The organism is Massilia violaceinigra, assembly GCF_002752675.1.
Lineage (GTDB): Bacteria > Pseudomonadota > Gammaproteobacteria > Burkholderiales > Burkholderiaceae_D > Telluria_A > Telluria_A violaceinigra.
Map to the genome: position 1 here is coordinate 2,034,034 of NZ_CP024608.1, position 13,134 is coordinate 2,047,167.

Here is a 13,134-nt window from a genome sequence, read left to right on the forward strand (position 1 = left end):
ATGTCCTGATCAGCCTTTGAGAGCTGCTTTCATCTTGGCCAGCGCCGCCTTGTTGAGCTGGCAGACGCGCGCGTCCGACAGATCCAGCACGGCAGCCACTTCCTTGTAGCTCAGTTCAAATTCGTAAATCATCTGGATCACGCGCTGCTCGCGCTCGTCGAGGGCCATCAGGGCCTGTTCCAGGCTGTGCTTGACCATGAACTGCTCTTCCGGGCCGGGCGCGCTGTGGGCCCGTTCAGCGGCTTCCTGCAGCACTTCGTCAAAGCTGAGCAGCAGCTCGGCGCCATCGTCGAGCTGGTATTGCACGTAGGCTTCGGGTGTCAGGCCCAGGGCGGCGGCCGCTTCCTGGTCGTTCGGCTCGCGCCCGAGCGAGCGGGTCAGGGCGCGTACCTGGTCGCGCATCTTGTGGCTGTCCTGGCGCACCGCGCGCGGACGCCAGTCCTGGCGCCGCAGTTCGTCGAGGATGGCGCCGCGGATGCGCAAGGAAGCGAAGCTGCCGAAACCGGCGTCCGGCATGCCGTAGCGGCGCAGCGCTTCAAGCAAGCCCATCAGGCCGATCTGTTCCATGTCTTCGCGCCCCATCACGCCCGAGACCTGGGCGTTCAACTGGCGCACGATGCGCTTGACCAGCGGCGCGTAGGCCACCAGCTGGCGCTGTTCTTCGCGGGCGTCGAGCACGGGCGCGTACTCGGCCACCTGGGCGGCGCCGTAAGCGCCGCCGTACTCGCTGGCGTGTTCACCTGGCACGCCATGGGCGTGCGCGTTGCCGCCCAGGTAGCTGGCGGCGCTGCTGCAGTCGGTGTAATCGGCGTGATAGGCCACAGGATTCCCGGGTTGGCTATTCGATGATCAGTTTGCCGATCATGACTTCGGAGAAGGGCTTTTCGAGCTTGTCCTTGTCATAAGTGGCGGCGAAAGTGCTGTTGATCTGCTCGGCGTACTGCTCGACCGTCAGGGCCTGGGCCGCGCCCATGGTGTGCGCCGACAGGGCGCGCACGGCCACGCTGCGCAGCATCGGCAAGTCATCCTTGACCTTCTTTTCCTGCTCGAGCGTGGTCGACAGCACCAGGTCGGTGGAAATGTAGTGGGCCTGGGTTTCGCCAGGGCTACGGCGCAGCATGACGATGACCTTGTCGAGCGAGACGTAGCGCGCCGGCTTTTTCTTCGGCGCTTCGGCCTCGACCGGCTTGCCATCCTTGCCCGGCATCGGCTGCTTGAAGTACAGGGCCGCGCCGGCACCGGCGGCGCCCAGAATGCCGATGACCACAAAAGCGACGATCAGTTTGGTGGTCTTCTTCATGCCGCAACCTCACGGCCGGACAGCGAAAACGTGGCGGACGGATGGCCGGCTTCGGCCAGCGCGCGTCCAGGATCGTTGTCATTGTTGTCGCGTTCAGGCTGGCGCTGGCGACCTTGCTGTTCGCCGAAGGCGGCGCCGCTGCGCGGGGTTGCCGTAATGGTCACGGCGACATCGCTGAACTGGCGCTGGGCCAGGTCGGAACGCATGGCATCGCTGACATTGTTGAGCTGGCGCCGCACTTCGCTGTGGGTGGCGCTGATGTTTACTTCCAGCGCGCCGCCGGCGGCGTGGCGGATGGCGATCTCGATGCGGCCCAGCTGCGGCGGGTCGAGGCGGATCACGGCCTGGTCGATGTTGCGGCCCAGTTGCAGCTGCAGGCGGTCGCCCAGCGCTTCGCGCAGGGGCTGCTGCCAGTCGGCCGGGTTGGCCGGCAGTTTCACATCCAGCGGCGCGGCCATGGCGGCGTTCTGGGATGCCAGGGCGTTGGCACCGGTCATGACGTTGGCGGGCCCGGCAACCGGCGCGTCGCTGCGCAGCACGGTGTCGACGGTGGCGGCGGCCAGCGGCTGGGCGGTCGCGGCCACGCCGGTTTTCTGGGCTGCGGGAGCCGCTGTGCTGGTTGCCGTGCTGTCGCCGGTACGCACCGGTGCGCGCGGCGCCGGCGCGGCGGCCACGGTTTGCGCCGGCAGGGCGACCGGGGCGGCGAGCGGTGTACGGGACTCGGCGGCGCCGCTGCCGGTGGCGCTGTCGGTGCGGCTGTGGGTGCGGCTGTCAGCGGCGCCAATGGTGCTGGTGGCGGCCGCCGGCGGGGCGCTGAAGGTGGACGAGACGGTGCTGGCCGGGGCCGCGGGCATGGCGGCGGCGACGGCGATGGCGACGGCAACCGTTGGCGCGGCTGGCGTGGCCGGGACCGGCGCGGCAGCCGCAGTCAGCGGGCTGGCAAAGCTGACCGGGGCGCTGGCGCCAGCGACCGGTGCGGCCATGGTGGCGGGCAGGCTGGACGGCATCGGCACGGCTGGCGGCAGGACGATGCCGAGCGGCAGCGTCATACTCATCGTCATGGCCGGCGTGGTGGCGTAATCGGGCGTGTCGAGCGGCACGGCCGGCGCTGCAGGCGCGGCGCTATCGAGCAGGACGCCAGGCTCGGCCAGGCCGTCCGCCGGCGCGGCGTCGGCGCTGCCGGCCTCGCCCTCAGGCACGCTCACCTGGACGGCGGCGATGTCGAACATCAGCCAGCTGGCAAACGGCGCGGCGGCGTCGCCGCCAGCGGTGGCGGGGACGCCAGCGGCGGGCGCGGCGGCGCCAGTGGTGCCGGGAGCGCCAGGGGCGGCGGGGGAAGGGGTCAGGTTAGCGAGCATCATGGTTATGCCTGGTTACGTTCTGAATCAGTTTCATTGTCGAGGGCGTAAGCGATAAACCCGGCCTTGTTCGTGTGCATCTCGTGCATTTGCGCTCCCAGCAGTTCCAGCTCGGCGGCGCACAGGTCGGCTGCCTCGTCGTGCTGGGCGCGCAGCGCTTCCAGGGCACGCTTCTCAAGCGGGTTCCACGGGCCGCTGGCGGCCAGCACGCGCAGCTGGGTGCTCAGGGCGCCGACAGCGCGGTCGAGCGCGACCCAGTCGCGCGCGGTGCCAGCACCGGCCAGTGCCGCCGTCAGGGCGTTCAGGGCGGCGCGCCTATCCATTGCGCGCCTGGACGCCGATCCAGCCCTGGCGAATCGTGCCGAGGATCTCGACCACTTCGTCCAGCATCGCCGGATCCATCTTGATGCCAGCCCCGTGCAGGCGGGCCGCGCAAAAGTCATACAGTGTTGCCAGGTTTTCCACCACGTCGCCGCCTTGTTCGAAGTCCAGCGAGCTGGACAGTCCATTGATGATTTCGACACATTTGTCGATGCTGACCGCCTTCTGCTCGTAGCGCTTGCCGACGATGTGGCCGCGCGCACGGGCCAGCTCGTCAAGCAAGCCATCGGTCAGCAGCAAGACCAGCTCGACCGGTGATGCACGGGCCGTCTGAGCATCAAGGTTAACCGAGTGGTAGTCGCTGTAAGCGTCGGAATAGGACATCTTTTCCTCTCTTGATTAGGATTTGTCGCCGAACAGTGCGTCGAACATGGATGTGTTGGACGCCATCCGGCTTTGCAGTGTTTGCAACTGTGTAAATTGCATGAGATAGCGTTTGTAGGCGCTGTCGTACTGCTTGTCGAGCTGGTCCTGGCGCTTGGTCAGGCTGGTCTGCAATTTGGTGTTCTGTTCCAGGCGCTGCTTGAGCTGGCCGTCGGTGCTGCTGCTCCATTCCTTCAGGTAGCTGTCGACACTGCCGGCGATGCCGCTGCTGCTGCCGTTGACGCTGCTGCCGATGAGGGTATCGAGGCCTTTCGGCGATACGCCGAGCTGGCTGGTCAGGCGCGTCGCGTTCAAGCTCAGGCTGCCGTCGCGGGCGGCGATGATGCCGTAGGCGGCCAGGCTGTCGGCGCCATTCGCGCCGCGCAGCATGCTCACCATGCGTCCTTGCAGCACGCGCACGCCGCCATCGTTGGCGAACACGCCGCCGGCCTGGCCCTTGGGCGGGTCGCCCGGCGCCACCATGGCGTCGATTACGCCCTTGAGCTTGTTGTAATCGTCGACGAATTTCTGCACCTTGGCCACGGTGGCGGCGTTGTCGCTGGCCACCGTCAGGGTCACCGGCGCGTCGCCCGGGGCCTGGGCCTTGGCGAAGGTCATGGTCACGCCGTCGACGTTGGTGAACACGTTCGAGGCTTGTTCGATCTTGGTGCCGGTGCCCTGGGCGCCGAGCCAGACGATGGCATCCTGGCCGGTCACGATCTGCTTGGCGTTGAGTGGATCGTCGAGTGAGGCTTTCAGGCCGGCATTGTTGACCGCGGCGGTGTTGAGCGAAATATTGCCGGCCGCGCCAGTCGTCTTCGAGGTCAGCATCAGCTGGGTGACGCCGTTGACGGTGACGATCGAGGCCGATACGCGCCCGTTGTTGGTCGGCTCGGCATTGATGGCGGCCGCGATTTCGCGCGGGGTCAGGGTGCCGTTGGCGTCGCTGTTGGCGGTCGCCAGGTTGACGGAAAAGCCGGGCACGCCGCCCAGTTCAATGCCCAGGGTACCGCCATCGGCCGCGCTGTCGGCCAGGCCGCTGTAGGACACCTGGTTGGCGGTGGCGATGCGTTCGACAAAAAAGCTGTAGCTGCCGGCGGTGGCGTTCACGCCCGCGCTGGCGGTGCCGACCGCAGTGTTGCTGAAGGTCGCGGCCTGGCTCAGCATGGTCTTGCCGGAGGTCAGCGATAGCAGCGAACTCTGGTAGCCCGAAATGGCCGAGCGCAGCGAGGTCAGCGCGGCTGCGGCGGCGCTGGCTTGCCGGGTCTGGGACGTCAGGATGCTCTGGCGCGCCGAGGTGTAGTTGGTCGCCAGGCCAGTTGCGGTGGTGGCCGGATCGTAGGTGTTGCCAATGGTCGCCATCGTATTCTCCAGAGTGTCTTCAGGGTGGGCTTGCTATTACTTGCGGTTACTTGCGGCCGGCCAGCCACGATTGCGTGGCCAGGTCGTCTTCGCGCTTGCGGTCGACGCGGTTTTGGGCCAGCGCCGCCACGCCTTTTTTCTGTTCCAGTACCTGGCCCAGCAATTCGCGCTCGCTCCAGGCGTCGTTCAGGGCGCGCTGCGACACGGCCATGGTCGCTTCGTGCAGGCTCAGGTCGGTGCGGTGGTTGTCGGCCAGCGCGATCACGGCCAGCTTGTACTGGCCGCAGTTGAGCGCCAGCGCCAGCGGCAGGGCGCCGCTGGCGCCGCTGCCGCTGGCCAGGCTGTCCAGGCGGGCCAGGTTGGCCTGGTAGCGCGCCTTGGTGGCGTGCTGGGCGGCCATGTCGGCCTGCAGCTTTTCCACCTTGGTGCTGCGCAGGCGCACCAGCGTGTCGAGGCTGTCGATCGTGCTCTTGATGGTCATGACATCATCGCTTCCAGTTGGGAAATGCATTCAGGCAAAGGCGCCGCTTCCCGCGTACCCTGGCACAGGTAAGCGTCGATATGGGGTTCCAGGCGCACCGCGTGGTCGGTCACCGGATCGGCGCCCGGCACGTAGGCGCCCAGGGGAATCAGGTCGCGCACGCGGGCGTGGCGGGCCAGTGCGGCTTTCAGCTTGCGGGCGGCCAGCGCGTGCGGGACCGGGACCACCTGGGCCATGCAGCGGCTGATCGAGGCGGCCACGTCGATGGCCGGGTAATGGCCGCGTTCGGCCAGTTCGCGGGTGAGCACGATGTGGCCGTCGAGAATCGCGCGGGCGGTGTCGACCACCGGATCCTGCTGGTCGTCGCCTTCGGCCAGCACGGTGTAGATGGCGCTCATGCTGCCGTGTTCGTGCTCGCCGTTGCCGGCGCTTTCGACCAGCTGCGGCAGGGCCGAGAACACCGACGGCGGATAGCCCTTGGTGGCCGGCGGTTCGCCCAGCGCCAGCGCCACTTCGCGCAGCGCCATGGCGTAGCGGGTGAGCGAATCGACCAGCAGCAGCACGTTCAAGCCCTGGTCGCGGTAATGGGCGGCGATCGCATGGCACAGTTCGGTTGCGCGGATGCGCATCAGCGGCGATTCGTCGGCCGGGGCGATCACCAGCACGGCTTTTTTCAAGCCCTCGGGGCCGAGCGACATGTCGACGAATTCGCGCACTTCGCGCGAACGCTCGCCGATCAGGCCGACCACGACCACGTCGGCCACGGTCTGGCGCGTGATCAGGCCCAGCAGCACGGACTTGCCGACGCCGCTGCCGGCCATCAGGCCGACGCGCTGGCCCTTGCCGATGGTCAGCATGGAATTGATGGCGCGCACGCCGACGTCGAGCGGCTCGACCACCGGTTGCTTTTTCAGCGGATTGATTTTAGGCGGCGTCATCTCCAAGCGATGCTCGCCGCCCAGGCGGCCCAGGCCGTCGATCGGCTCGCCCAGGCCATTGACCATGCGTCCCAGCCACGAGGGGCCGATCTGCAGGGTGGCGGCGGTCGGGCTGGGCAGCACGCGGGCGCCCGTGGTCAGGCCGATGGCTTGCTTGAACGGCATCAGGAACGACAGGCGTTCGCGGAAACCCACCACCTGGGCATCGAGCCAGTCGCCATTGACCGTTTCGATGCGGCAGCGCTGGCCCGTGTGCAGGCGGCAGCCGGCCGATTCCAGCAGCAAGCCCGAGGCACCGACCAGGCGCCCGGTCGGGATTGCGACCGGGACGTCGTCGAGCTCGACGGTGCGCAGGGAATCGGCCAGGGTGCTCATGCTTCCATCTCCTCGGGCACCCGTTCAGGCGCCGGCAGCAACTGGGCGCTGACCTGGGTCATGCAGGCGGCCAGGCGGCCCTGGCAACCGGCGTCGACTTCATTGTCGCCGGCGCGCACACGGCATTCGCCCGCTTGCAGCGACGGGTCCGGCAGCAGGTTCCACTTGGCGGCGCGCACCGGATCGAGTTCGGTGATGCGCTTGAGTTCTTCCGGACTGAGGCACACTTCGATGCCGTCACGGGTCGGCGGCATGGCGGCCAGCGCTTCGTCCACCAGGGCCAGCAACTGGACCGGCTGGAGCGCCAGTTCGGCGCGGATCACCTGGCGCGCCACCTTGCCGACCAGGTCGACGACTTCCTTGCGCTGGGCGGAACGGAATTCCTCGACCATCTGGTTCAGTTGCGTGAACATGCCATCGAGCGGCCCGGCCAGCTGCTCGAAGCGGTCCTGCACCTGCTGCATGGCTTGCCGGCGGCCGGCGGCCTGGCCCTCGGCCAGTCCGGCTGCGTAGCCTTCGGCGCTGCCGCGCGACTGGCCGCTCTCGTAGCCGTCGCGCTGCCCCTGCTGGTAGCCGTCTTCGACCGCGTTCTGCCACTGGCCGGCGGCCTCGGCTGAATGGGCGGCACCGAGCGCGTCGAGTTGCGACAGCGGTGGGAAATGGTAGGGGCGGAATTGTTTCATTCTATGACGGCCTCGGCAAACAGTTGGACTTCGATCTCGCCGTTGTCGGCCAGTTGTTTCACGGTTGCCATGATGTCCTTGCGCGTCTGTTCGATGCGCGAGAGCGGTACGGGACCGGCGCGGCGCAGCAGGTCGTCGAAGTTCTGGGCCTGGCGGCGCGGCATGGTGGTGAGGATCGCGTCGCGGATCGCCGGTTCGGCGCCCTTGAGGGCGATGGCCCACTGTTCCAGCGGCACGTCGTCGAGGATGCGGGTAATCGTGGCCTCGGTCTGGCGCGACAGGATGAAAAAGTCGTACATGCTCATTTCGATTTCGGACACCACGTCCGGATCGTGGGCGCGCAGCAGTTCGACCATGCCGGCGCGGTTGCCCGGCAGGCGGTTCAAAATCTCGGCAACCTGGCGGATGCCTTCCACGCTGGCGCTCTGCGTATCGAGCGCGCCCAGGCAGCGGGTCACCAGCTCTTCCAGTTCGGTCAAGAGGTCGCGGTCGATTTCATCGAGCCGCGCCAGGTTCAGCAGCACCAGGTCGCGGCCCTCGAGCGGCAGGGCGTCGAGGATCTGGCCGGCCAGGGCCGGCGGCAGGAAGGCCAGGAACACGGCCTGCATCTGCACGTGCTCGTTGGCGACATAGTCGGCCAGCCATTTCGGCGAGGCCCACTGCAGACGCGCCATCATCGGGCGGATCGCATCGCCGTAGATGTTGTTGAGCACGCTGTTGGCGATGTCGCTGCCGAGCGCCAGGTCGAGCGAGCGCTTCAGGTAGCTGCGCGAAGCGCCATGCACGCCCGACTGCTGGCGGTAATCGTCGAAGAAGGTTTGCATCGCCACGCGCACGGAATCGACCTTGATGCCGCTCATGCGCGACATCACTTGCGTCACTTCCAGCAATTCCTCGCGGTCGAGGCAGCGCAGCACGGCCGCGGCCGGCTCTTCGCCAATGCTCAACAGGACGATGGCGGCCTGTTCGACAGGGGTCAGTCCAGGCGCCTCTTCGGCGTCCACGTTATTGTCCAGTTCGGCCATTTTTCTGCATCCATTGTTTGACGACTTCGGCGACCCGCTCCGGTTCCTTGGCAGCGAGAACTTTCAGGTGATCGACCATCACATCGACTGCCGATCCGGCAGGGGGAAGATCATAATTTTCCAGCAAAGGCACCATCGGCAGCGGTGCGCCGAGGGCCGGGGCGCCGCCCACGAGCTCGACCGCACGGGCGTCGCCGGCACGCAGCGCCGGACCGGCCACCGCGGTGGCGGCACCGGCCGGACCGCCGAGCAGCTGGGCGTCGGCGGCGACCGCGCCTGCCGGCGCCAGGCGCACCGTCAACAGGCGCAGCAGCGGACGGATGATCAGCAGGAAGCCGAGCAGGATGCCCACCGCCCACGCCGCCCAGCTGCTCATGTCGACCACGTTGTCGCGTTCCTGCCACCATGGGGCTGCGGCGGGCTGGACCGGGAAGGTCATGGCCGACACGGTCAGTACATCGCCGCGTTCGGCATTGATGCCCAGGCCGCTGGTCAGGGTTTTTTCGATATTCGCCAGTTCGGCGGCGGTCCAGCCGGTCTTGGCGGCAGCCACGTTATTGTTCAGCACCACAGCCACGCTGAGCTTCTTCAAACGGCCGCGGCTGCGCTTGATCTGGGTGATGTTGCGGTCGTAGGCGAACTGGCGCGTGCTGGCGTTCTTGCGCGCGCTGCCGTCGTCCATCTTCGGATCGGGTCCGGCGCCGGCGCCGGCGACGACCTGCGGATCGGGCAGGGCCGGCGGACGGTTCGACAGGGTGCCCGGCACGCCCATCGCCATGCGGTTCTTTTCCTGCTCTTCGCGTACCGCTTCGCTGGTCACTTTCGGGGCATCGCCGTATTTCTCGCTGGTTTCCTCGATCTTGTCGTTGTCGATGTCGGCGGTGACGCTGAGCTTGAAGTTGTTCGCGCCCAGGACTGGACCTAGCAGTTCATTCACGTTGCCGCGCACCTGGTCCTGGTATTTCTTGGCGTTGGCATCCGCGCCCTGGCCGGCGCCGTCGAAGCCGTCGCTCAGGTCGACCCGCGAGGACAGGTAGTTGCCGGCCTGGTCGACCAGGCTGACGCGCTGCGGCGAGAGGCTGGCAACGCTGCCCGAGACCATGTTGATGATCGCGGCGATCTGTTCCGGGGCCAGGGTACGGCCCGGCTTGACCGCGATGACGACCGAGGCCGAGGATTTTTCACCATCGCTGGCCACGAACGAGGTCGAACGGGCGATCGACAGGTGCACGCGGGCCGAGGCGATGGCGTCGAGCGCCAGGATGCTTTGCGACAGTTCGCCTTCGAGGCCGCGGCGGAAGCGCACGTCCTGCACGAACTGGGACACGCCCAGCGGATCGTTCTTGTCCATCAGTTCCAGGCCGGCCGGCAGCTGGGCGCTCAAGCCCTTGGCGGCGAGCAGCATGCGCACCTTGCCCAGCGACGAAGACGGCACCAGCAGCTGACCGGTTTCCGGATGCAGGCGGTAGGGAATCTGGTCGGCGTCGAGCACGGCCATCATGTCGCCCGAGGCCACCCGCTCGCTGGCGCCGAAGACCGGCTTGTAACCAGCCTGGTCGTTCCACAGGTACATCATGACCGCGGCCGTGATGGCGATCGCCAGCACCAGGATCGGGGTCAGATTGTTGCGCAGCGCTGGAGGCAGCGAAGGCATGGCGCCCATGCGCCCGGCGAAGTTCGATTTGAGAGAGGCAATCACGCTGGTTTTTTCCCGCGGTTAAGGTAACGTTGCAAACAGGAGCTCAGACCGGGAGCTTGATCAGCTCGTCCACGGCGCCCATGACCTTGTTACGCACTTGCATGAGCATCGAGAAGGACAGGCTGGCTTCCTGGCTGGCCAGCATGGCGCCGACCAGGTCGTCGCTCTTGCCGCTGTCGACGTCGTTCATTTTCTGGCCGGCCTGGGCATCCTGGCGGTTCACACTGTCGAGCGCATCTTTCATGCTCTGGGTGAACGAAAACCCGGCCGGGAGCGCTTCGCCGGCGGTCGGTCCGATGTTGGCGTGCGCGGCCATTTGGCCCGCATCGTTGGCCAGGATTTTCATCTCCGACTGGAGCTGGCCGGCGAGCGAATTCGATGTTGTAATTCCGACTTCCATGTTGTCATCCCTGCATAATTTTTTGTTCATAATCAAACAGTTACGACTAATTTTCTGTCGTAGCCGGCCTGAACGGTGAAGCGCCAAGTGTGCGCGTTCCGTGCCGCGATTCCAAACGAAAACATGCTCGACGGCAAAAAGATTTATTGCTGAGTCGGGTAAAACCAACAAATTTCGCTAAACCACTTGGAGGAGAAGCAAAGGTGTCGAAATGCCTAACGATATCGCTTACTGTTGGTAACGGGGGCGACGGTCGGAACTTGAGCCTGTCTTCCGGTTAATTTCCTTGCAGCATCATATTTCACCTTACCCTACGGCAATTATAATGCCACATGGAAATTAAATCCATCAAATAAAAATGCTCTGATATACTGTTTTCCTCAAACAAAACAAAGAGTTGCCCTCTTTGCCATGCACTTGCCGAGTTACTTATGACCATGATAAATAAGACAAACTTGCCGGCATCACCGCAGGTGCTCGACCCCCGGCTGCTGGGACGGCCAGTCCATTTGCTGCCCCATTTCGCTGCCCAGTTTGCCGAGGATCTGGCCGCCGCCTTGCGCCAGCCAGCCCTGCGCCGCTACTGGGATGGCTTTCAGCTTGAAGCGAGCGGTTTCGTGGGCCCGCCCGACAGCAGCCAGAGCGGGCGCTGGCTCGGCTTTACCAGTGGTGCAGGCGACGCCGGCGGTATCGCCTTCGCGCTCGAACGCTCGCTGCTGCTAAGCGTGCTCAACCAGCGTTACGGACGCCGCGGCGCGGCCCCCGCGCCCTCCGTCGATCCCTCCACGGTACGCGTGACGGCCACGGAAGAACGCCTCGCAGTTGTGTTAGGTCAACAACTAGCGTCGGTCCTATCCAAGCGGGTGGATGCAAACCTTGCGCGAGCGCATAATGAACCCGGCGCGGCTTCCACCGAGCTGGTGCCGGGCAGCGTGCCGCCGGCGCCGCCCAGCGCCGATGGCTGGACGCTCGGCATTACCCTGCGCCAGGCCCAGAGCGGCGAATGCGGCCAGCTGTGGCTGGCGCTGGACCAGGACATGGTGGCGCGCGTGCTGCTCGGGCTGTTGCCGGAGCGCGCACGCGACCACGCGCCGGCGCGTGCCAGCGTGGCGCTCGGCACGGCATTGCAAGTGACCTTGGAAGGGCGGCTGGTGAGCAAGGAAATCACGCTCGAAGCGCTGTTTGCGCTCAAGCTGGGCGACATCATTCCCGTGACGGTGGGCCGGGCCGATGTCTTGCTGGCCGAGTCGCGCTTGTTTACGGCGGCGGTCACCGAGCACAACGGCTCGCTCTGCTTAACCTCTTTTGAAGATAGCGACTAATGAAAATCAACGAGAACGAACTTCAGGCGCCGGACCAGGATGCCGGGATCGACGAAGAATTGATCATCGATGAACCACAGATGGGCGTGCCATCGGGCATGGACGCCCCGCGCGCGGCCGACAAGCGGCCGCAGCGCGACTTGCCGCAGATGATGCGCAAGATTCCCGTGACCCTGACCCTGGAAGTGGGCTCGGCCCGCATCTCGCTGCAGGAATTGATGTCGATCGGGCCGGCCAGCGTGATCGCGCTCGACGTGCTGGCGGGCGAGCCGCTCGTCATCAAGGTCAACGGCACCCCGATCGGGCGCGCCGAAGTGGTGGTGGCCGGCGAACAGTACGGGCTCAAGGTCATCGACCTCGACGGCCTGGACCTGGACCTGATCACCGCATGAGAGAGGGCGCACGGGGCGGCGGCGCCGGCGTGGCCACGGCGGCCTTGCTGGCCGCCGGCCTGCTGCTGTGCGCGCCGGCCTCGGCCCAGGACTTGCTGGCCGGGGTGATCCCGGGCGCCAAGACCGACCTGACGGTCAAGTCGCAGGTGCTGGTCCTGATGACCCTGCTTGGGCTCTTGCCCATCATGGTCATGATGATGACCTGCTTCACCCGCTTCGTGATCGTGCTCTCGCTGCTGCGCCAGGCGCTCGGCCTGCAGCAGGGTTTGCCGAACCGCATCATCACCGGCGTGGCCCTGATCCTCACCCTGCTGGTGATGCGCCCCATCGGCGACCAGATCTGGCGCGACGCCTTCGTCCCCTACGACCAGGACAAGATCGGCATGCAGGACGCCCTGAAGGTGGCCGAAGTGCCGCTCTCGCGCTTCATGCTGGCCCAGACCAGCAAGGCCGCGCTGGCCCAGGTGGCCCATCTGGCGGGCGAGCCGGCCGACCTGGCGCCGCAGAAGCGCGCGTTTACGGTCAAGCTGGCGGCGTTCGTCTTGAGCGAACTGAAAACCGCGTTTCAGATCGGCGCCATGCTGTTCATTCCGTTTTTGATCATCGACCTGGTGGTGTCCTCGGTGCTGATGGCGATGGGCATGATGATGCTCTCGCCGCTGGTCATTTCCCTGCCGTTCAAGCTGCTGCTGTTCGTGCTGGTCGATGGCTGGACCCTGACCGTGAACACGCTGGTCGGCAGCATACGGCCGTTCTGAGGGCCGCACTTTGATGGGAGAAAGCCGATGACCCCCGACGTGGCCGTGGACCTGATGGTCGGAGCGCTGCAAATCGTCATGCTGATGGTACTGGTGCTGGTGGTGCCGGGCCTGATCACCGGTTTGCTGGTGGCGCTGGTGCAGGCCGCCACCCAGATCAACGAGCAGACCCTGAGCTTCCTGCCGCGCCTGCTGGTGACCCTGCTGGCGGTGATCGTGGCCGGGCACTGGATGACGGCCTACCTGATGGATTACTGCGTCTCCGTCTTCCAGCGCGCCGCCGCCCTGGTCGGCTAG

At 66.2% G+C, this 13,134-nt stretch carries 16 protein-coding genes; 4 read left to right on the forward strand and 12 right to left on the reverse strand.

The window, feature by feature from the left end; genetic code table 11:
* Positions 1–9: 9 nt before the first annotated feature.
* The 12 genes from CR152_RS09060 to fliE form a co-directional block, all read right to left on the reverse strand.
* Positions 10–696, reverse strand: coding sequence for a FliA/WhiG family RNA polymerase sigma factor (locus tag CR152_RS09060; protein WP_229413796.1), 687 nt, complete (start codon positions 694–696; stop codon positions 10–12).
* Between the two features lie 142 nt (positions 697–838).
* Positions 839–1,300: a flagellar basal body-associated FliL family protein gene (locus CR152_RS09065; protein ID WP_099874626.1), complete on the reverse strand. Its 462-nt coding sequence runs from the start codon at positions 1,298–1,300 to the stop codon at positions 839–841.
* Positions 1,297–2,661, reverse strand: a complete 1,365-nt coding sequence (locus tag CR152_RS09070; RefSeq protein WP_099874627.1) for a flagellar hook-length control protein FliK — start codon at positions 2,659–2,661, stop codon at positions 1,297–1,299. Before CR152_RS09070 ends, CR152_RS09065 begins: the two co-directional genes overlap by 4 nt.
* A gap of 2 nt (positions 2,662–2,663) precedes the next feature.
* Entirely contained in the window at positions 2,664–2,981 is a 318-nt protein-coding gene (locus tag CR152_RS09075; RefSeq protein WP_099874628.1) for a hypothetical protein, read from the reverse strand.
* Complete coding sequence (gene fliS / locus CR152_RS09080) at positions 2,974–3,363, reverse strand: flagellar export chaperone FliS (protein WP_099874629.1); 390 nt, start codon at positions 3,361–3,363, stop codon at positions 2,974–2,976. The genes CR152_RS09075 and fliS overlap by 8 nt, the downstream gene beginning before the upstream one ends.
* A gap of 15 nt (positions 3,364–3,378) precedes the next feature.
* Positions 3,379–4,764: a flagellar filament capping protein FliD gene (gene fliD, locus CR152_RS09085; RefSeq protein WP_099874630.1), complete on the reverse strand. Its 1,386-nt coding sequence runs from the start codon at positions 4,762–4,764 to the stop codon at positions 3,379–3,381.
* A 46-nt stretch (positions 4,765–4,810) separates the two neighbouring features.
* Positions 4,811–5,245: a flagellar FliJ family protein gene (locus CR152_RS09090; protein WP_099874631.1), complete on the reverse strand. Its 435-nt coding sequence runs from the start codon at positions 5,243–5,245 to the stop codon at positions 4,811–4,813.
* A complete protein-coding gene (fliI, locus tag CR152_RS09095; protein WP_099874632.1) occupies positions 5,242–6,558 on the reverse strand; it encodes a flagellar protein export ATPase FliI in 1,317 nt (438 codons plus the stop codon). The genes CR152_RS09090 and fliI overlap by 4 nt, the downstream gene beginning before the upstream one ends.
* Complete coding sequence (fliH, locus tag CR152_RS09100) at positions 6,555–7,241, reverse strand: flagellar assembly protein FliH (RefSeq protein WP_099874633.1); 687 nt, start codon at positions 7,239–7,241, stop codon at positions 6,555–6,557. The genes fliI and fliH overlap by 4 nt, the downstream gene beginning before the upstream one ends.
* The gene (locus tag CR152_RS09105) at positions 7,238–8,266 is read right to left on the reverse strand and encodes a flagellar motor switch protein FliG (RefSeq protein ID WP_099874634.1); all 1,029 of its coding nucleotides are present in this window, start codon (positions 8,264–8,266) and stop codon (positions 7,238–7,240) included. Before CR152_RS09105 ends, fliH begins: the two co-directional genes overlap by 4 nt.
* Entirely contained in the window at positions 8,247–9,965 is a 1,719-nt protein-coding gene (fliF, locus tag CR152_RS09110; RefSeq protein WP_370663810.1) for a flagellar basal-body MS-ring/collar protein FliF, read from the reverse strand. Before fliF ends, CR152_RS09105 begins: the two co-directional genes overlap by 20 nt.
* Positions 9,966–10,008: 43 nt before the next feature.
* Positions 10,009–10,311 (reverse strand): flagellar hook-basal body complex protein FliE, encoded by a 303-nt coding sequence (gene fliE, locus CR152_RS09115; protein WP_099882121.1) that lies wholly within the window; start codon positions 10,309–10,311, stop codon positions 10,009–10,011.
* A gap of 485 nt (positions 10,312–10,796) precedes the next feature.
* Here fliE and CR152_RS09120 point away from each other — a divergent pair, with 485 nt between their 5' ends.
* The 4 genes from CR152_RS09120 (at position 10,797) to CR152_RS09135 (ending at position 13,134) form a co-directional block, all read left to right on the forward strand.
* Positions 10,797–11,687, forward strand: coding sequence for a hypothetical protein (locus CR152_RS09120; RefSeq protein WP_099874636.1), 891 nt, complete (start codon positions 10,797–10,799; stop codon positions 11,685–11,687).
* 98 nt (positions 11,688–11,785) lie between these two features.
* Complete coding sequence (locus tag CR152_RS09125) at positions 11,786–12,079, forward strand: FliM/FliN family flagellar motor switch protein (RefSeq protein ID WP_370663847.1); 294 nt, start codon at positions 11,786–11,788, stop codon at positions 12,077–12,079.
* Positions 12,076–12,837 carry a flagellar type III secretion system pore protein FliP gene (gene fliP / locus CR152_RS09130; RefSeq protein WP_099874638.1) on the forward strand — a complete coding sequence of 254 codons (762 nt, stop codon included), beginning with the start codon at positions 12,076–12,078 and terminating at the stop codon, positions 12,835–12,837. Before CR152_RS09125 ends, fliP begins: the two co-directional genes overlap by 4 nt.
* Positions 12,838–12,864: 27 nt before the next feature.
* Entirely contained in the window at positions 12,865–13,134 is a 270-nt protein-coding gene (locus tag CR152_RS09135) for a flagellar biosynthetic protein FliQ (RefSeq protein WP_099874639.1), read from the forward strand.

What these genes read in the sequence shown, in the direction of transcription:
- CR152_RS09065 (WP_099874626.1), bottom strand. Translation starts at nt 1,300, where the DNA reads ATGAAGAAGACCACCAAACTGATCGTCGCTTTTGTGGTCATCGGCATT.
- CR152_RS09070 (WP_099874627.1), bottom strand. Translation starts at nt 2,661, where the DNA reads ATGATGCTCGCTAACCTGACCCCTTCCCCCGCCGCCCCTGGCGCTCCC.
- CR152_RS09075 (WP_099874628.1), bottom strand. Translation starts at nt 2,981, where the DNA reads ATGGATAGGCGCGCCGCCCTGAACGCCCTGACGGCGGCACTGGCCGGT.
- fliS (WP_099874629.1), bottom strand. Translation starts at nt 3,363, where the DNA reads ATGTCCTATTCCGACGCTTACAGCGACTACCACTCGGTTAACCTTGAT.
- fliD (WP_099874630.1), bottom strand. Translation starts at nt 4,764, where the DNA reads ATGGCGACCATTGGCAACACCTACGATCCGGCCACCACCGCAACTGGC.
- CR152_RS09090 (WP_099874631.1), bottom strand. Translation starts at nt 5,245, where the DNA reads ATGACCATCAAGAGCACGATCGACAGCCTCGACACGCTGGTGCGCCTG.
- fliI (WP_099874632.1), bottom strand. Translation starts at nt 6,558, where the DNA reads ATGAGCACCCTGGCCGATTCCCTGCGCACCGTCGAGCTCGACGACGTC.
- fliH (WP_099874633.1), bottom strand. Translation starts at nt 7,241, where the DNA reads ATGAAACAATTCCGCCCCTACCATTTCCCACCGCTGTCGCAACTCGAC.
- CR152_RS09105 (WP_099874634.1), bottom strand. Translation starts at nt 8,266, where the DNA reads ATGGCCGAACTGGACAATAACGTGGACGCCGAAGAGGCGCCTGGACTG.
- fliE (WP_099882121.1), bottom strand. Translation starts at nt 10,311, where the DNA reads ATGAAAATCCTGGCCAACGATGCGGGCCAAATGGCCGCGCACGCCAAC.
- CR152_RS09120 (WP_099874636.1), top strand. Translation starts at nt 10,797, where the DNA reads ATGACCATGATAAATAAGACAAACTTGCCGGCATCACCGCAGGTGCTC.
- CR152_RS09125 (WP_370663847.1), top strand. Translation starts at nt 11,786, where the DNA reads ATGGACGCCCCGCGCGCGGCCGACAAGCGGCCGCAGCGCGACTTGCCG.
- fliP (WP_099874638.1), top strand. Translation starts at nt 12,076, where the DNA reads ATGAGAGAGGGCGCACGGGGCGGCGGCGCCGGCGTGGCCACGGCGGCC.
- CR152_RS09135 (WP_099874639.1), top strand. Translation starts at nt 12,865, where the DNA reads ATGACCCCCGACGTGGCCGTGGACCTGATGGTCGGAGCGCTGCAAATC.